Annotated in this window: 16 protein-coding genes; 8 read left to right on the top strand and 8 right to left on the bottom strand. The window is 71.5% G+C overall.

What is annotated here, in order from left to right:
• Positions 1 to 16 precede the first annotated feature (16 nt).
• The 5 genes from AB3M81_RS01455 to AB3M81_RS01475 are packed head-to-tail and all read left to right on the top strand — an operon-like array spanning position 17 to position 5132.
• Complete coding sequence (locus AB3M81_RS01455) at positions 17 to 868, top strand: ABC transporter ATP-binding protein (RefSeq protein WP_412902133.1); 852 nt, start codon at positions 17 to 19, stop codon at positions 866 to 868.
• The gene (locus tag AB3M81_RS01460; RefSeq protein ID WP_412902134.1) at positions 865 to 2406 is read left to right on the top strand and encodes an ABC transporter substrate-binding protein; all 1542 of its coding nucleotides are present in this window, start codon (positions 865 to 867) and stop codon (positions 2404 to 2406) included. Before AB3M81_RS01455 ends, AB3M81_RS01460 begins: the two co-directional genes overlap by 4 nt.
• A gap of 10 nt (positions 2407 to 2416) precedes the next feature.
• Positions 2417 to 3322, top strand: coding sequence for an ABC transporter ATP-binding protein (locus AB3M81_RS01465; protein ID WP_412902135.1), 906 nt, complete (start codon positions 2417 to 2419; stop codon positions 3320 to 3322).
• Complete coding sequence (locus tag AB3M81_RS01470) at positions 3319 to 4269, top strand: ABC transporter permease (protein WP_412902136.1); 951 nt, start codon at positions 3319 to 3321, stop codon at positions 4267 to 4269. Before AB3M81_RS01465 ends, AB3M81_RS01470 begins: the two co-directional genes overlap by 4 nt.
• Positions 4266 to 5132 (top strand): ABC transporter permease, encoded by an 867-nt coding sequence (locus AB3M81_RS01475; protein WP_412902137.1) that lies wholly within the window; start codon positions 4266 to 4268, stop codon positions 5130 to 5132. The genes AB3M81_RS01470 and AB3M81_RS01475 overlap by 4 nt, the downstream gene beginning before the upstream one ends.
• 111 nt (positions 5133 to 5243) lie before the next feature.
• Here AB3M81_RS01475 and AB3M81_RS01480 read toward each other — a convergent pair whose 3' ends face one another.
• From AB3M81_RS01480 to AB3M81_RS01500, 5 genes are read right to left on the bottom strand one after another with little or no spacing between them, the layout of a single operon-like run.
• Complete coding sequence (locus tag AB3M81_RS01480) at positions 5244 to 6059, bottom strand: enoyl-CoA hydratase-related protein (protein ID WP_412902138.1); 816 nt, start codon at positions 6057 to 6059, stop codon at positions 5244 to 5246.
• A gap of 48 nt (positions 6060 to 6107) precedes the next feature.
• Positions 6108 to 7769 carry a class I adenylate-forming enzyme family protein gene (locus AB3M81_RS01485; RefSeq protein WP_412902139.1) on the bottom strand — a complete coding sequence of 554 codons (1662 nt, stop codon included), beginning with the start codon at positions 7767 to 7769 and terminating at the stop codon, positions 6108 to 6110.
• Between the two features lie 22 nt (positions 7770 to 7791).
• Positions 7792 to 9321: a class I adenylate-forming enzyme family protein gene (locus AB3M81_RS01490; protein WP_412902140.1), complete on the bottom strand. Its 1530-nt coding sequence runs from the start codon at positions 9319 to 9321 to the stop codon at positions 7792 to 7794.
• Between the two features lie 40 nt (positions 9322 to 9361).
• On the bottom strand, positions 9362 to 10597 hold the full coding sequence (locus AB3M81_RS01495) for an acyl-CoA dehydrogenase family protein (protein ID WP_412902141.1): 1236 nt from the start codon (positions 10595 to 10597) through the stop codon (positions 9362 to 9364).
• A 29-nt stretch (positions 10598 to 10626) separates the two neighbouring features.
• Positions 10627 to 11724, bottom strand: coding sequence for an acyl-CoA dehydrogenase family protein (locus AB3M81_RS01500; RefSeq protein WP_412902142.1), 1098 nt, complete (start codon positions 11722 to 11724; stop codon positions 10627 to 10629).
• Between the two features lie 191 nt (positions 11725 to 11915).
• On the opposite strand from AB3M81_RS01500, the gene AB3M81_RS01505 reads away from it, so the two are divergent.
• The gene (locus tag AB3M81_RS01505; protein ID WP_412902143.1) at positions 11916 to 12725 is read left to right on the top strand and encodes an enoyl-CoA hydratase/isomerase family protein; all 810 of its coding nucleotides are present in this window, start codon (positions 11916 to 11918) and stop codon (positions 12723 to 12725) included.
• Between the two features lie 26 nt (positions 12726 to 12751).
• Positions 12752 to 13552, top strand: a complete 801-nt coding sequence (locus AB3M81_RS01510; RefSeq protein WP_412902144.1) for an enoyl-CoA hydratase/isomerase family protein — start codon at positions 12752 to 12754, stop codon at positions 13550 to 13552.
• Positions 13553 to 13676: 124 nt separating this feature from the next.
• Here AB3M81_RS01510 and AB3M81_RS01515 read toward each other — a convergent pair whose 3' ends face one another.
• Entirely contained in the window at positions 13677 to 14564 is an 888-nt protein-coding gene (locus tag AB3M81_RS01515) for an HhH-GPD family protein (protein WP_412902145.1), read from the bottom strand.
• Positions 14565 to 14611: 47 nt separating this feature from the next.
• Here AB3M81_RS01515 and AB3M81_RS01520 point away from each other — a divergent pair, with 47 nt between their 5' ends.
• Positions 14612 to 15364, top strand: coding sequence for a hypothetical protein (locus AB3M81_RS01520; protein ID WP_412902146.1), 753 nt, complete (start codon positions 14612 to 14614; stop codon positions 15362 to 15364).
• A 45-nt stretch (positions 15365 to 15409) separates the two neighbouring features.
• Here the strand turns inward: AB3M81_RS01520 and disA are convergent, their stop codons facing one another.
• Positions 15410 to 16471: a DNA integrity scanning diadenylate cyclase DisA gene (gene disA, locus AB3M81_RS01525; protein WP_412902147.1), complete on the bottom strand. Its 1062-nt coding sequence runs from the start codon at positions 16469 to 16471 to the stop codon at positions 15410 to 15412.
• A 41-nt stretch (positions 16472 to 16512) separates the two neighbouring features.
• Complete coding sequence (gene radA / locus AB3M81_RS01530; protein WP_412902148.1) at positions 16513 to 17862, bottom strand: DNA repair protein RadA; 1350 nt, start codon at positions 17860 to 17862, stop codon at positions 16513 to 16515.
• Positions 17863 to 17886: the final 24 nt, after the last annotated feature.

The following is a 17886-nucleotide window of genomic DNA, read 5'->3' on the forward strand; positions in this document are numbered from 1 at the left end:
CGACCTTGGAGGATGCATGGAAATCACGACGCACGACGAGCTCGGCGCGGTGCTGACCGTGGAGGACCTGGTCGTCGAGTACCGGCTCGCGATCGGTGGAGTGCTGCGTGCGGTCCGTGGGGTGAGCCTGCACGTCGCCCCTCGCGAGATCGTCGGCGTCGTCGGCGAGTCCGGCAGCGGCAAGTCGACGCTGGGCATGGTGGTCGCCGGGTTCCTGCGGGCCACGTCCGGCCGGCTGACCTTCGACGGGACCACGGTCGAGGACTGGGACAAGGTGCCGAACTCCGGCCGCGCCGGCGTCCAGATGATCTTCCAGGACTCGTCGACGGCGGTGAACCCGCGCATGAGCGTCGGGCGCATCATCGCCGAGGCGATCGCCCGCGGCGGGCGCATCACGAAGGAGCACGTCGCGCAAGCGGTGCCCTACCTCGAGCGCGTCGGCCTCGATCCCGCCCTCGTCGACCGCAAGCCGCGCGAGCTGTCGGGCGGCCAGAAGCAGCGCGTCGCGATCGCCCGCGCGCTCGCCGCCAGGCCCAGCGTGCTCGTGTGCGACGAGTCGGTCTCGGCGCTCGACGTCTCGGTGCGGGCGAAGATCCTGAACCTGCTCGTGCAGATCCGCCGCGACGAGGGCATCGCCATCGTCTTCATCTCGCACGACCTGGCCGTCGTCAGCCAGCTCGCCGACCGCGTCGTGGTGATGCAGCAGGGCGAGGTCGTCGAGGAGGGCCCGGTGCGGGACGTGATCGACCGTCCGCAGCACCCGTACACCCAGAAGCTCCTGCAGGCCATTCCCCGCCTGGAGAGAACCACCGTGAGCACGAATCCACGTGATCGCACGTTCACCACATCGAAAGAGGGAGTCTCGTGAAGCGCATCTTCGCAGCAGCACGTTGGGTCGCCGTGGCGGCCCTCGTCGGAGCACTGGCCGCCTGTAGTGGGTCCGGTGACACCAAGGGGGACAGCACGACCCTGAAGGCAGGGTCGCTGCTCATGCCCAGCAGCCTCGACCCCGTCAACGTCACGGGCGGGCACGACATGACCTTCCTGCGACTGATCTACGACCGGCTGCTCGAGACCGACGTGGACGGCAAGGTCAAGGAGGGCCTGGCCACCGAGTGGGGCTACTCCGACGACGGCAAGAGCTTCTCGCTCACCCTGCGCGAGGGCGTCAAGTTCTCCGACGGCACCCCCGTCGACGCCGAGGCCGTCAAGACGAACCTGGAGCGGAACTTCAAGCTCACGAAGCTCGGCCAGATCACGTCCGTCGGCTCGGTCGAGGTCGTGTCGCCGACGGAGCTGAAGCTCAACCTGTCCAGCGAGAGCGCGTGGCTGGCCGAGCAGCTCGCGAGCAACTCGGGCTTCATGGTCTCGCCCAAGGCGATCGCCGCCAGCAACGAGGACGTCTCCGCGGACCCGATCGGCTCCGGCCCGTACGTCGTCAAGACGAACGTCTCGGGCTCGCAGATGGTGCTCACGAAGAACCCCGACTACTGGAACAAGGACCGCGGGTTCTACGAGACGATCGACCTGAAGTTCTTCAAGACGCCCGTCTCGATGAACCAGGCCCTGCAGTCCGGCCAGATCCAGGTCGCGGCGCGCACGGCGCTGACCGACGTCGACACGCTGTCGAAGGCCAAGGACATCGAGGTCGAGGTCAACCCCTCGCTCGCGCACTACCACGTGCAGTTCAACATGGTCTCGCCCGTCATGAAGGACAAGCGCGTGCGCGAGGCCTTCAACTACGCGCTGGACCGCGACGCGCTCGCGAAGGCCGGCACCGACGGCAAGGGCGAGGCCACGCAGAGCATGTACCCGCCGTCCTCGGAGTACAGCAGTGACGAGACGCAGTCCCTGTGGACGTACGACCAGAAGAAGGCCAAGCAGCTGCTCGCCGACGCGGGCCACCCCGACGGCGTCGAGCTCAAGTGCGTGACGTACACCGGATCGGGCTACGAGACCTCGTCGCCGTACATCCTCGAGCAGCTCGAGGCCGTCGGCATCAAGGTCGACCTCGAGGTCAGCGAGCTGTCGGAGGTCATGGCGAAGTTCTACAAGGGCGGCGACATCGCCGCCGCCGAGAAGGCGCCCGACTGCTACTTCACGAGCTGGCCGAGCCAGCCCACGCCGCGCGACACGTTCAACGCCGAGTTCGGCAAGTCGATCTACAACGTCGGCCACGCCGAGGTCGTCGACTTCGGCCTGCTCGACAAGTTCGAGGTGACGCTGGACCACGACGAGCGCGTCGAGCTGGCCAAGCAGATCCAGGTCGAGGCGGCGAAGAACCCGAACATGGCCAACATGTTCACCAAGCCGAAGGCGTTCGCCCACCACACGTCCGTCAAGGCCCACGAGCCGCGACTGAACGAGTTCGACATCGACATGGCCGCGCTGCGGCCCGCCGAGTAAGGACGACGCCATGTCACACCCCAGTGATCTCACCGAGTCCGAGGTCTCCCGAGACGAGCCGATCCTGTCGGTCCGCGAGCTCGAGGTGGACTTCGGCGGACCCCAGAAGGCCGTCGTGGACGTCTCGCTGGACCTGTATCCCGGCGAGATCCTGGGGGTGGCCGGGCAGTCCGGGAGCGGCAAGAGCATGACCGCCCTCGCCGCCCTCGGGCTGACCCCGTCCAACGCCTCGATCAGCGGCTCGATCCGGTTCAAGGGTCGCGAGCTGGTCGGGGCGCGGGAGTCCGAGCGCGCCAAGGTCCGCGGGCGCGGGATGACGATGATCTTCCAGGAGACCGTGACCGCGCTGAACCCGGTCGTGCAGATCGAGCGCCAGCTCGAGCTCGCGGTGCGGGCCAACGTCGACTGCACGAAGGCCGAGGCGCGCGAGCGCATCGTCCAGGCCCTGCACGACGTGCAGCTGCGCGACGTGGGCCGGGTGCTGGAGAGCTACCCGCACGAGCTGTCGGGCGGCATGTGCCAGCGCGTCATGATCGCGATGGCGCTCGTGTGCGGCGCCGACGTCCTGTTCGCGGACGAGCCCACGACGGCGCTGGACGTCACCGTCCAGCGCGAGGTCATGGACATCATCCGCCAGGTGACCGACGAGCGACGGCTCGCCGTCATGCTGATCTCGCACGACATCGGCGTGCTCGACGAGGTCTCGGACCGCCTCGCGGTCATGTACCGCGGCCGCGTCGTCGAGACCGGCGTGGCGACGGAGGTCATCGCGCACCCGGGTCACCCCTACACGCAGGCGCTCATCCAGAGCATCCCCAGGATCCACGGGGCGCACAACGAGTTCATCGAGATGCCCCCACTGGAGTTCGAGCAGTACGAACCGCTCCATCGACCCGATCGGCGAGGTGTCGCGTGACCCGTCAGCTCCTCCGTCGTCTGAGGGTGGTCGTCCCCACCCTGTTCCTCATCACGCTGCTGTCGTTCATGCTGCGCGTGATCATCCCGGGCGGGCCCGCCGACGCGCTGCTCGGCGGCTCCGACAACCCGGACACGATCAAGATGATCAACGAGCGCTACGGCCTCGACCGGCCGGTCTGGGAGCAGTACCTCAGCTGGCTCGGCGGCGTCCTGAAGGGCGACTTCGGCACCTCGTACGCCACGGGCCTGCCGGTCGTCGACGTGATCGGCCCGCGTCTGGCCTCGAGCCTGGAGATCGTCGGGCTGGGCATGCTCGTCGCCCTGCTGCTCGGCGGCGCCATCGGGATGTTCGCGGCGATCAAGCGGGAGACGGCGCTGGGCCGGTTCGCGTTCGCCGCGTCGGGCCTGGGCGTCTCGGTCCCCGTCTTCTGGATCTCGACGATGTGCGCCGGCATCTTCGGCGCGATGCTGGGGCTGCTGCCCGTGAACGGCTACACGCCGTGGTCCGAGGGCGTGATCCCGCACCTGGAGTCCATCGCGATGCCGGTGCTGCTGATCGCGGTCCCGCCGACCGCCTTCACGATCCGGCACGTGCGCAGCGCGATGGTCGCGGCGCTCGAGAGCCCTTACGTGCGGGCCGCCCGGGCCATGGGCGTGGGCGCGGCGCGGATCAACTTCGACCTGGCGCTGCGCAACGCCGTCGGGCCGGTCATCACCTTCATCCCGTTCCTGGCGTCGACGCTCGTCGGCGAGCTCGTCATCATCGACGTCGTCTTCGTCCTGCCCGGCCTGGGCGCCTCCATCGTCGACGCGGTCCACTTCCGTGACTTCGCCGCGCTGCAGGCGATCGTCCTGCTGCTGGCGTTCGCGGTCGTCATGCTCTCCCTCATCGCCGACGTCGTGCTCACGGCGATCGATCCCCGTCGCAGGAAGGCCTTCGCGTGACCATCGCCCAGAACATCACGACCGGACGAGCCGCGGCCGTCGGCCGGCGCTCGCGATCGGACCGGACCTTCACCCCGACGGTCGTGTTCGCGCTCGTCGTGGTGGCGCTGCTCGTCATCGTCGGCGTCCTCGCCCCGTGGATCGCCCCGTACGATCCGCTGCGAACCGAGGCCGGGAACACGTTCGCGTCCCCGTCGGCCGAGCACTGGCTCGGCACCGACCAGGCGGGCCGCGACGTCCTGAGCCGGCTCATGTACGGCGCGACGGCCTCGTTCCGGGGCACCGCGATCGCGGTGATCGTGTTCCTGGCGATCGGCATCCCCTGGGGACTCGTCGCCGGCTACCTCGGCGGCCCGCTCGACGAGGTGAGCATGCGCGTCGCGGACGCCATCTTGTCCATCCCCGGCCTCGTCCTGGCCGTCGCCATCACGGGCGTGGTGGGGTCGGGCCTCAACATGTCGATGGTGGCGCTCGGGTTCATCTTCTCGCCGAGCATCGCGATGCTGCTGCGGTCGAACATCCAGCCCATCCGGCGCGCTGACTACCTGCTCGTCGCCCGCTCGCTCGGGGTGAGCCACACGCGGGCCGCGTTCCGGCACGTCCTGCCGAACAGCTTCGCCCCCGTGCTGGTGCAGGCCTGCAGCCTCGCGAGCGTCGCGATGATCGTCCAGGCCGCCCTCGGCTTCCTGGGGCTCGGCGTGAACCCGCCCCATCCGTCGTGGGGCGGCGACCTCGCGGACGCCTACCTGTTCTTCACGCAGGCGCCGTTCGCGACGGTCGTCCCGGGGCTCGTGATCGTGCTGGCCGCCTTCTCGATCAGCCGGATCGGCGACGCGATCCGGACCTGGCTGCGGGTCGGCTGAGGCGTCCGGCCGGATCCCCGTCCTCCCGGCCGTGACAGAAGGGCCCCGTCCGCATCAGCGGACGGGGCCCTTCGGTCGCACCCCCTGCTCCCACACAGGAGGCGCGAGCGGTCACTCCTTGGCCGTGAACGTGGTCAGCGGGACGGCGGAGTGGTCCAGGGGCGCGAACTTCGGCTGGCGCCGCTCGAGGAAGCTCGCGACGCCCTCGGCCAGGTCGGGCCGGGCGGCGGAATGGCGCATGAGCTCGTCGGAGTGGTCGATCGACTCGATCAGCGGACGGTCGTAGTGGTTGTACATCTGCCACTTGATGACGGCCATCGCGGTGGGGGAGACGTTGTCCGCCAGGTCCTGCGCATACGCGCGGGCGCGGTCGAGGACCTCGTCGTGGGGCACGGCGAAGTGGACGACGCCGAGCCGCTCGGCCTCGTCGCCGCGGAAGACGCGGCCGGACATGAGCAGCTCGGTCGCGGTGGCGAGCGACGTGAGGCGAGCGAACAGCCAGCTCAGGCCGTGCTCGGCGATGAGGCCGCGCCGGGCGAACGCCGTCGTGAACTTGGCCTCCTGCGACGCGATGCGCACGTCGCACATCAGAGCCAGCTGCAGGCCGATGCCGGCACAGGCCCCGTTGATGGCGGCGATGATCGGCTTGGGGAACCACATCGGCGCGAGCAGCGGGCGGCTGCCGGCCGCCGTGCCGCCGTCGCCCTCGGAGAGGATCTCCATGTCGGCGCCGGAGGAGAACGCCTTGCCGGCGCCGGTGATGATGACGGCACGCACCGCCTCGTCGTGGGCGAGCTCGTCGAACAGGCCGAACAGGCGTGACTGGACCTCGTGGTTCCACGCGTTGTAGACGTCGGGACGGTTGATGGTGATCGTCGCGACGCCGTCGACGGTGTCGACGAGGATCACGTCGGACTCTGCTGCCATGGTGGCTCTCCTTCTGCTCCGGTTCTCGGTGGTGCGGGGGATCGGGGCTCAGGCGCGCACGGCGGCGCGGACGGCCTGGCGGATGTCGCGCTTGAGCAGCTTGCCCACGGGGTTGCGCGGCAGCTCGGGCATGTACTCGATGAGCTCGGGCAGCTTGTAGACCGCGAGGCCGATCCCGCGCAGGTGCGCCAGCACGTCGTCGAGGCTCGGCGGACGCTGCGGGTCGCGCGGGACGACGACGAGGCACACGCGCTCGCCGAGCTCCTCGTCGGGCACCCCGACCGCGGCGCAGTCCAGGACCCCCGGCGCGCTGATCGCGTGGTTCTCGACCTCCGCGGCGCTGACGTTGAAGCCGCCCCGGATGATGATGTCCTTCTTGCGGTCGAAGTACGACAGGAAGCCGTCGCCCTTCACCTGGAACAGGTCGCCCGTGTGCAGGTAGCCCTCGTCGTCGAAGGTGCGCTCGAGCAGGTCGGGGCGGTTGAAGTAGCCGGGGAAGGTCAGCGGCCCGCGGACCAGCAGCTCGCCGACGTCGCCGGGCGTCGTCGTGGGGACGCCGTCGTCGCCGACGACCTTGTACCGCATGCCGCCGATGCCCGAGGGCCAGTCGTGGCCGGGCAGTCCGTACCAGGGCAGGTGCGTCGAGCGGCGCTCGGCGTCGGGGACGTCGTCGGGCCCGGCCCACAGGCCGGCACCCTCGTTCATCCCCCAGCCGTTCACGATCTCGACGCCCCACCGGTCGCGGTACCCCTCGATGAGCGACGTCGCCGGCGGCGAGCCGCCTGTCATGATCGAGTCCACCGAGGAGAGGTCGAGCGAGCCCTCGGGCGCGTTCAGCAGCTGGCGCAGGATCGCGGGCGGCAGGATGAGGAACTGCGTCTCGTGCTCGTTGATCTGCCGCATCAGCAGGTCGAGCTCGAGCGGGTGGTGCAGGGCCACCGATCCGCCCAGGCGCAGGTTCACCGTGATCGTGAGGCAGACGCCGAGCATGTTCGTGACCGGTGCCGCCGCGACCTGGCGGTGGCTGCCCTCGCGCAGGCTCAGGCTCCTGACCAGCGCCTGTCCGCCGAAGTTCCAGTTGTTGTGGGTGAGCGGGCAGCCCTTCGGCTGGCTCTCGGTCCCGGAAGTCCAGCACAGCGTGAACACGTCGTTGGGGCCGGGACGGCGCTCCGCCAGCACGTCGCGGTCGGGAGCCGTGGACGCCAGCGTCGACACGTCCGCCAGGTCGATGACGTGCTCGACGGACGAGTCGTGGACCCAGCCGCGCGCATCGTCGAGCGGGCGATGGCCCTTGAACGCCTCGGGGGCGACGAGGAACCGCGCGCCGGTCAGGCCGGCGACGTAGGAGATGTCCTTCGACCGCCACTGCATCGGGACGGGGGAGATGATCCCGCCGGCGCGGCACACGGCCAGGTAGAGCAGCGGGAGCTCGACGACGTTGGGCGACTGCACGACCACGACCTCGTCCTTGCCCAGGCCTCGGTCGACGAGGGCCGTCGCGAGTCCGTCGGCCGCCTCGTCGAGCTGGCGCCACGTCAGGCTCGTGGGCTCCGAGCCGATGAGGCTCGCGCGGTTCGGCGGGTCCGCGTACGCGACCCGGTCGGGGACCGTCCGGGCGGCGCGCTCGAGATCGTCGAGCAGGGTGTGGTGCGTGGACCACAGCCCGGCGGACGTGAACTCCTCGATCAGCTCGGGGCGGTGAAGGATCATGGCTGCTCCCTGACGGTCGTGGTCAGGACGCCGGGACGGGCCCCGGTGTCCTGACCGTGCGGAACCCCTGCGCGTCCACCTGCGTGCGATCGATCTCGCGCTTGAGGATCTTGCCCGTCGAGCCCTTCGGCAGCGCCGGGACGACGTGGTAGATCCGCGGGGTCTTGTACGGCGCGATCCGCTCGGCCATCCACGCCTGCATGCGCGGGACGTCGAGCTCGCGGCCCTCGCGCAGCGCGATGACGGCGGCGATCTCCTCGCCGAGGCGCTCGTCGGGCACGCCCACCACCGCGGCCTCGAGCACGTCGGGGTGGGTGTAGAGGATCTCCTCGAGCTCCTTGGGGTAAACGTTGTAGCCGCCGCGGATGATCAGGTCCTTGATGCGGTCGACGACCCACAGGCAGCCGTCCTCGTCGAGGCGGCCGAGGTCCCCGGTGAGGAACCAGTCATCGTGCCACGCGCGGGCGGTGGCCTCGGGACGGTTCCAGTAGCTCTTCAGGTTCATCTCGCAGCGGATGCCGATCTCGCCGATCTCGCCCGGCGGCAGCTGGTTCCGCTCCAGGTCGAAGATCGCGAGCTCGACGCCGGGCCACGCCTCGCCGGCGCTCTCGGGCTTGTGCGGCACGCCCGGGCGGGGGCACGCGCCGGCTCCCGAGGTCTCGGTGAGTCCGTAGCCGGCGATGATCTGGCAGCCGAACCGCTCCTCGAACCGCTGGGCCACCTGCGTGGGCAGGCCCGCCCCGCCGGAGAGGGCGAGACGCAGCGCGGAGAGGTCGAGCGCGTCGGACTCGGGCCCGGTGTTGACCATCGCGTTCCACATGGTCGGCACGCCGGCCAGCAGCGTGACGCCGTGGCGGGCCGCCGTGGTGAGCAGGCCGTCCGCGTCGAACCTCGACATCAGGGTGACGGGCAGCCCGGCCTCGTAGGCCGTGCGCAGGATCGTGACCTGGCCGAACACGTGGAAGAGGGGCAGGGCGGTGCCGAAGTGGTCCGCGCCGGTGATCTCGATGGCCTCGATGACGGAGCGCGCGCTGCCGACGATGCCGTGGTGCGTCAGCTGCGCGCCCTTGGGCTGCCCCGTCGTGCCGGAGGTGTACATGATCACCGCGCCGTCGTCGGGATCGACCGCGCGGGGCAGGTCCGACGGCACGGCCGCCGGCTGCTGGGGGTCGAGCGTCCACACCGTGACGTCCAGGACCCGGTCGGACTGCTCGACGCGCTCGCGCGTCCGGTCGCCGAGCAGGGCGAGGGCCGCTCCGGAGTCGTCGAGGAAGTAGGCCAGCTCGTGGGCCGTCGAGTCCGGGTTGACCGTCACGGCGATCGCGCCCACGGCGAGGATGCCGTGGTACGCGAAGACCCAGTCGGCACGCGTCCCCGCCGCCAGCAGGACGCGGTCGCCCGGCCCGATGCCCGCCTCCAGCAGCCGCCCCGCCCACTGTGCCGACGCCCGGCGCACGTCGCCGAAGGTCCACTCCTCGCCGTCCACGCGCAGCGCGACGACATCGGGACGGGCCTCGGCGTGGTCCCACAGGGCCTGCGTGGCGTTCGACATGGACGGCTGCCTTTCGACGGTGAGAGGGGACGGGTGCTGCTCAGCGGCTGCGGTCGGCCTGCACCTTCGGCTCGCGCGGCATGCCGAGGATCTTCTCGGCGAGCAGGTTCCGCTGCACCTGCGACGTCCCGGCGAAGATCGTGCTCGACCGGGCGTTGAGGAAGTTCGTGATCCAGCCCGCGCTGTCGGTCGGCGCACCGGGGGCGTCGGGTCCGTCGGGGATCGCGGGACGGCGGCCCTCGAGCGTCAGGACGTGGTCGCCGAGGATGTCCATCGACAGCTCGGTCAGCACGCGGTGGTACTCGGACCAGAAGTACTTGTTCATGGCGCCCTCGGGGCCGATGCCCTCGCCGGAGAGGCTGCGCGTCAGCGCGCGGTAGCCCATGAGGCGCATGGCCAGGACGCGCGAGCGGCACCACGCGATGCGCTGGCGGATGCCCTCCTCGTGGTTGCGGCCGTGCTCGCGGGCCAGCTGCTCGAGACGGTCGAGCTCCTCGGAGAAGCGGACCGCGAGCACCGCGGCCGCGCCGCCGCGCTCGTGCTCGAGCAGCGCCGTGGCGACGCGCCAGCCGTCGTTGACCTCGCCGATCGTGTTCTCGACGGGCGTGACGGCGTCGGTGAAGAAGACCTCGTTGAAGTCGGCCTCGCCCGAGATCTGCTTGATCTGGCGGACCTCGATGCCGGGCTGGTCCATGGGGCACGCGAGCAGGGTGAGCCCGCGGTGCTTGGCCGCCGACGGATCGGTGCGGACCAGCACGAAGATCCAGTCCGCGATGTGCGCCGTCGACGTCCAGATCTTCTGGCCGTTGATGCGCCACTGGCCGTCCTCGAGGACGGCACTCGTCGCGGCGCTGGCCAGGTCCGAGCCGGACTGCGGCTCGGAGTAGCCCTGGCACCACTTGTCCTCGCCGCTGAGGATGCGCGGCAGGAACCGCTGCTTCTGCTCCTCGGTGCCGAAGGCCATCAGCGTGCTGCCGAACATCTGGATGCCGAACACGTCGCTGGCGATGGCCTGCGGCAGGCCGTGCCGGGTGAGCTCCTCGGTCAGCGCGACGTGGTACTCGGGGCTGAGGCCGCGCCCGCCGTACTCCTTGGGCCACGAGACGCCGATGTAGCCGCGCTCGTACAGCTCCTTGCGGATGCGCTCGGCGAAGTCGTTGTACTCCTCCTGGGGCAGCGCGCCGGCTCCGGCCCAGTCGGCGGGAACCAGGTCGTGCAGAACGGTGGCGAAGTCCTTCTGGAAGGCCTGCACCTCGGGTGAGAACGTCGGGTTCATGCGGGGCTCCGGTTCGGTCGTGGGGCGGGTCAGACGGCGAGCAGGTCGGCGATGCGGTCGCGGTGCCGCTTCGGGGTGCCGAACAGCGCCGAGGAGGCCTTGGCGCGGCGGAAGTACAGGTGGGCCGAGTGCTCCCACGTGAAGCCGATGCCGCCGTGGATCTGGATGTTGTTGCCGGCGGCGAGGGCGAAGGCGTCGGAGGCGGCCTGCTTGGCCATCGAGGCCACGACGCTGCGGTCGGGCGCGCCCTCGTCGATCGCCCAGGCCGCGTAGTTGGTCAGGACGCGGGCGGTCTCGATCTCGACGAGCGCGTCCGCGCACATGTGCTTGATCGCCTGGAACGAGCCGATCGGGCGGCCGAACTGCGTGCGCTCGAGGCTCCAGGAGACGGACTGCTCCAGAGCGGCGGCGGCGCCGCCGACCATCTCGGCCGCCAGGGCGACCGCGGCCCGGTTGTTGACCTCGGCGAGCACGCGCTCGGCGGACAGGGGATCGACGACGAGGGTCGCCGGCACGTCGTGCAGCACGAGGTGGCCCACGGGCCGGGTGAGGTCCAGGCTCTCGCGCACGTCGACCGTGACGCCGGGGGCGTCGCGCTCGACGGCGAACCAGGCCGGGCCCTCGGGCAGCCGGGCCAGGACGATGAACTCGTCGGCGGTGTCGAGGTCGGTCACGTTGACCTTGTGCCCGGACACGCGGTGACCGTCCGACACGGCGTGCGCCCGGGTGGCGTGGCCCGGGGCGGACCACGTGCCGCCCTCGTCGGCGATCGCGACGGTGAAGATGCGCGAGCCGTCGGCGAGCGACTCGAGGCGCTCGGACCCGGTCTGCTCCAGCACCCAGCTCGCGATGACCGTCGAGAGGTAGGGGCCGGCGTAGCCGTCGCGGCCGAGCTCCTCCAGGACGATCGCCGTCTCCATGAAGCCCGCGCCGCTGCCTCCCTGCCCGTCAGGGACGGCCAGTCCCTGGAGGCCGAGCTGCTGGGCGAGGGCGTTCCACAGGTCCCGGTCGAGCTCGTACCCGGAGGTGAGGAGTCGGTTGCGGGCCTGGCTGCCGGAGCGACGCGCGAGGAAGTCCCTCACGGAACGGCGCAGGTCCTCCTGCTCGCGGCTGAAGGAGAACTCCATGTGACGGCCTTTCGGTCTCGAGGGCACGGTTCCGCCAGTCCTCCGGACGGCCGGTCGTGCACCCCGTCCGGGACGTGACTCACGTCACGCTAGACCGAAACTGAGACTGACGTCAACTTTAATTTTGAACTTGACTTCTACTTCAGTCGGGACTTGACTTTCGGCACGACACGGCCGTGAGGAGAGGTGCTGTGGGAGTCCACGACGCGGAGAATCCAGTCCTGCTCGACCGTTCGGAGGGGGTCGCTCACATCACGTTGAACCGGCCCGACCGGCTGAACGCGATGAGCGACGCGATGCTCGACCGCCTCGTCGACGTCGTCGCCGAGGTGACGGCCGACGAGCAGGTCCGCGTCATCGTGCTGACCGGGGCGGGCCGCGGATTCTGCGTCGGTGGCGACCTCGACGCCTTCAGCGCGTCCGGCGACGCCGAGCCCGTGTCCCGCGGCGCCTCGATCGAGAAGCTGCACCGGCACATGCGCACGTCCGAGCTGCTGCGGTCCTCGCACGCCGTGTCGATCGCGGCCGTCAACGGCGCCTGCGCGGGCGCCGGCCTGTCCCTGGCGGCGGCCTGCGACCTGCGCGTCAGCTCCTCCGCCGCCGTCTTCCGCTCCGCGTTCGTCGACGCCGCGCTCTCCGGCGACTTCGGCGGGACCTGGCTGCTGACCCGGCTGCTGGGTGAGTCGCGGGCGAAGCAGCTGGCGTTCCTCAACCAGAAGGTCGACCCCGGGACCGCGCTCGACTGGGGCCTGGTGAGCGCGGTGCACCCCGCCGAGACGTTCGAGTCCGAGGTGCGCGACCTCGCGCTCAGCCTCGCGAAGAAGGCCCCGCGCGCCCTGGCCGGGCTGAAGGCCAACTTCTCCGACGCCGCGCGCCTCGGCTTCTCCGAGGCCAGCGCGATCGAGGCCGAGCGGCACGTCGACTGCGCGCGGACGACCGATCTCGTCGAGGCCGCGAACGCGTTCCTCGAGCGGCGCGAGCCCCGATTCACCGGATCCTGACGAACCCATCGATGCGAGGAGAACGCATGACGTACGAGTCCATCCGCTACGAGGTCGTGGCGGACCACATCGCCCGGCTCACGCTCGACCGGCCGCGCCGCAAGAACGCCTACGACGTGAAGCTCGCGCAGGAGTGCGTCGACGCCATCGGCCGCTACGCGTCCGACGACGACCTGCGGGTCCTCGTCATCACCGGTGCCGAGGACGCCTTCTGCTCCGGCGGCGACATCCGCAGCGAGGAGGACGAGCACATCGCGGCCACCCGCACCCTGAGTCACGCCACCGTCATGCGCGAGGGCTTCCACGCGCTCACGATGGCGCTGCACCGCCTGGAGAAGCCGACCATCGCGATGGTCAACGGCCCGGCCGTCGCCGGCGGGCTGACCCTGGCGCTGCTGTGCGACCTGCGGATCGCGAGCGACCGGGCGCGCCTCGGCGACACCTCCGGCACGGCCGGCCTGCTGCCCGACGAGGGCGGTGCCTGGCTGTTCCCGCGCTTCCTCGGCCTGGAGCAGGCGCTGCGCATGACCTATTTCGGGGAGGTCTACGACGCGGACGAGGCGCTGCGTCTCGGCCTGGTCGGGGAGGTCGTCCCGCACGACGAGCTCGAGCGCGTGACGATGGAGCGTGCCGAGGCACTGGCACGCCGGGCGCCGCTGGCGATCCGCATGGCCAAGAAGATGATGGTCCGCGGCCTGACGAACACGCTCGAGGAGTCGCTGGGCGACGCGCAGATGGCCGTCATGATCGTCAACGACAGCAAGGACGTGGCCGAGGGCGTGAGCGCGTTCATCGAGAAGCGGCCGCCGCGGTTCGAGGGTCGCTGAGGCTTGCCCGGGTCGCGTTCGCCGAGTGGCGCACACCGGGGTCGCGAGTGGCGCAAAGTCGCCCGCCACTCGCCGAGTGGCGGGCACTTCTGCGCCACTCGCGGAGAGCGGGCGGCGACGAGGGTCAGGCGGGCAGCGTGAACCGGCCGTCGTCGGTCAGGTCGAGCAGGCCGTCGTCGAGGAGCGAGTCCAGGCAGCGCTCGCGCTGGACGGCGTCGGGCCACGCCGCGTCGAGGTCGGCCTTCGCGACCGGGTCCGACGCGTCGCGGAGGACGGCCATGAGCCGGCCGCGGCACTGGCGATCGGTGCCGTCCCAGGCCTGACCGCGCCGGGCCGGCCCGTCGTGCTCGGGGTACCCGGCGGCGCGCCACGCGCACAGGTCGGCGACCGGGCACGCGTCGCAGCGCGGCGAGCGCGCCGTGCACACGAGCGCCCCGAGCTCCATCGTCGAGATCGCCCACCGCGCCGCGGTGGGCGCGTCGTCGGGCAGCAGCGAGGCTGCGAGGTCGCGCTCGGTCCGGGTGACCGACGGCGACGGGTACTGCACGCCCTGCACGACGCGGGCGAGGACGCGGCGCACGTTCGTGTCGAGCACGACGGCGCGCTGCGCGTGCGCGAACGAGGCGATGGCCGCGGCCGTGTAGTCGCCGACGCCCGGCAGCGACAGCAGCTCCTCGTACGTCCCGGGGACGCGGCCGCCGTGGCGCTCGGTGATCTCGACCGCCGCCGCGTGCAGGCGCAGCGCCCGGCGCGGATAGCCCAGGCGGCCCCACGCGCGGACTGCCTCGCCCGAGGGCTCGGCGGCCAGGTCGGCCGGCGTGGGCCAGCGCTCCAGCCACGCCTCGAAGACCGGCAGCACCCGCGAGACGGGCGTCTGCTGCAGCATGAACTCCGAGACCATCACCCGCCACGGCGCGGGGTCGTCGCGCCACGGCAGCGACCGCCGGTGCACGGCGAACCAGTCGAGCAGGCGGCGGTGCAGCTCGTCGGCCGGGGGAGTGGGCTCAGGCATGGCGCGTCGATCCTTTCACGCGGTGTCGCGACGGATACCGTGGACCGGTGAGCACTCGGCAGGTCGGTCGTGACGTCTACTGGCGTCGCCGACTGCTCGTGCTGGCGGTCCTGATCGCGATCGTGTGGGGTGTCGTGCAGGTCGTCGGCCTCGTCCGCGGGGACGAGGAGAAGCCCGACCCCGCCCCGGCCGCCGCCGCTCCCACGACCGCCGCGCCCACCACGACGCCCACGACCGCGCCGCCGGCCGACCAGGTGCCCGTCGCCATCGAGACCTCCACGACCGTCTGCAAGCCGGACAACGTCCGGATCGTGCCGTCGGTCGCGTCGGGCCAGGAGGCCGGCGCCCCCGTCACGATCGACCTGATGATCACCGCGCTCGACGGCGAGGCGTGCACCTTCCGGCCCAGCGCCGACGAGCTGCTCGCCGTCGTCGACACCGACCGGGCCCCGATCTACGACTCGTCCGTGTGCCGCGCCGCCTTCTTCGACCAGCCCGTCGCCGTCCCGGCCGGGTGGGGCACCGTGACCACGGTCGAGTGGAACGGCCGCGGCTCGGGCACGGCCTGCGGCACCAGCGAGGGCTTCGCCCCGGCCGGCACCTACACGCTCAAGATCGGCACGTACGGCGGCGAGCCCGGCCAGGTCACGTTCAAGCTCGCCCAGCGCGCCCCCGAGACGCCCGCGCCGACGACGGCTCCGGCCGCGTCCGCGGCGGTCACCAGACCGACGGTGAAGCCGACCACCGTGCCCACGCCCGAGCGCCCCACGCAGACGCCCTCGGCCGGCGCCGGCGACTGACTCGATCGCGCGGCACCGAGAGCGCGCAGCGTTCGAGGCCCGCGTCTAGACGTAGCGCTCGAGGATGCTGGACTCGGCGAGGCGGGAGAGGCCGTCGCGGACGCCGCGGGCGCGCAGGTCGCCCACGCCCTCCACGGCCTGGAGGTCGTCGAGGCTCGCGCCCAGCAGCCGCTGCAGCGTGCCGAAGTGCGCGATGAGCCGGTCCACGACCGAGCCGGGCAGGCGCGGGATGCGGGCCAGCAGCCGGTAGCCGTGCGGCGAGACCGACGAGTCCAGCGAGTTCGCGTCGCCGATCTGCAGCGCCGAGGCGACGGTGCCCAGGTCGAGCACCTGCTCGGAGTCGAGGTCGGCCAACGAGTCCAGGACCTGCTCGACGCGGTCGTCCGATCCGGCGGGCAGGTAGTCGCGCACCACGAGGCCGCGCTCGGCGTCGACACCGGCGACCAGCTCGTTGAGCTGCAGCGACAGCAGGCGCCCGTCGGAGCCCAGCTCGAGGACGTACGTGTCGATCTCGTCGGAGATGCGGCGCACCATCTCGAGCCGCTGCGCCACGGCCGTGACGTCACGGACCGTCACCAGGTCCTCGACCTCGAGCGCGGAGAGCGCGTCGGAGACCTCGTCGAGGCGCGTGCGGTAGCGCTCCAGCGTCTGCAGCGCCTGGTTGGCGCGGCTCACGACCGCCGTCGGCTCCTCGAGCACGTGGCGGACGTCGTCGAGGTACAGCGCGATCATGTGCATCGAGGCCGACACCGAGATGACCGGGATTCCGGTCTGGCGGGCGACGCGCTCGGCGGTGCGGTGGCGCGTGCCGGACTCGGTGGTGGGGATCGACGGATCCGGCATGAGGTGCACGGCGGCGCGGACGATCCGGCTGGCGGACGAGTCGAGGATGATCGCACCGTCCATCTTGGCCAGCTCGCGCAGGCCCGTGGCCGTGAACGGCACGTCGAGCGCGAAGCCGCCGGTGGAGATCGAGTCGATGACGCGGTCGTGACCGATCACGACGAGGGCGCCCGTGCGGCCGCGCAGGATGCGCTCGAGGCCCTCACGCAGCGGTGTTCCGGGCGCGACGGAGGCCAGCGTGCCCCGCAGGTCCGCAGCAGCCACGGCGTCTCCCGTCGTCGGTGATGGAACGTGACCGGGCCATCCTATGGGAGGGCGCGCAGTGCGGATGCCAGATCCGCCGTGCGGAGCACCTTGAGTCCGACGCGGCCGAGGTCCTCGGTGCCGTTCGGGACGATCGCGTGGGTGAACCCGATGCGCGCGGCCTCGCGCAGGCGCGCCTCGACGCCGCGCACCGGACGGACCTCGCCGGCCAGGCCGACCTCGCCGATCGCGACCAGGCCGCCCGGCAGCGGCGAGCCGCCCGCGGCCGAGATGACCGCGAGCGCCACCGCGAGGTCGACCGCCGGCTCGTGCAGGCGGGCGCCGCCGACGGAGGCCGTGTAGACGTCCTGGTTGCCCAGCGCCACGCCCGTCTTGCTCAGCACCGCGAGCAGCATCGCCACGCGCGAGGAGTCCAGGCCGCTGGATGAGCGCCGCGGCGAGGGCGTGGTGGCCGCGACCGTGAGGGCCTGCACCTCGGCCAGGAGCGGGCGGCGACCCTCCATCGTCACCGTCACGCACGTGCCCGCCACGGGCGACTCGTGCCGCGAGACGAACAGGCCCGTGGGGTCCGGCACCTCGACGATGCCGGCGTCGACGAGGTCGAAGCAGCCGATCTCGTCGACGGGCCCGAAGCGGTTCTTGGTGGCGCGCAGCAGTCGCAGCCGGCTGGTGCGGTCGCCCTCGAACTGCAGGACGACGTCGACGAGGTGCTCGAGCACGCGAGGGCCGGCCACCGAGCCGTCCTTCGTCACGTGGCCGACGAGCAGCGTGGCGATGCCCTCGGCCTTGGCGCGGCCGATCACGGTGGCAGCGACCTCGCGGACCTGCGTGACGCCGCCGGGCACGCCGTCGATCGAGGACGAGCCGATCGTCTGCACGGAGTCGACGATCAGCAGGCTGGGCTTGACCGCGTCGATGTGCGTGAGCAGGCCGCCGAGGTCGGTCTCGGCAGCGAGGTAGAGCTCGTCCGCGAGGGCGCCCGTGCGCTCGGCCCGCAGGCGCACCTGCGCGGCGGACTCCTCGCCCGAGACGTAGAGCGTGCGGCGGCCGGCGCGCGCCCAGCGCGCGGCCACCTCGAGCAGCAGGGTGGACTTGCCTACCCCCGGCTCGCCCGCCATGAGCATGACCGCGCCGGCCACGACTCCGCCGCCGAGCACGCGGTCGAGCTCGGCGATGCCGGAGCCCACGGCGGCCGCCTCGGTGGCCGTCACGTCGGCGATCGGGACGGCCGGGCTGGAGACGGGCGCGGCGGCCGTGCGGCCCGTGCGCGCGCTGGAGCCGACGGCCTCGACCGTGCCCCACGCCTGACACTCGCCACAGCGACCGACCCACTTGCCGGTGGTCCAGCCGCACTCGGTGCAGGCGAAGGCGGACGCGGTCTTGGGCGGCATGGGGACCAGCCTAGGAGGACGGAC

Origin of the sequence: Aeromicrobium jepli, assembly GCF_047246605.1 — a bacterium.
GTDB lineage: Bacteria > Actinomycetota > Actinomycetes > Propionibacteriales > Nocardioidaceae > Aeromicrobium.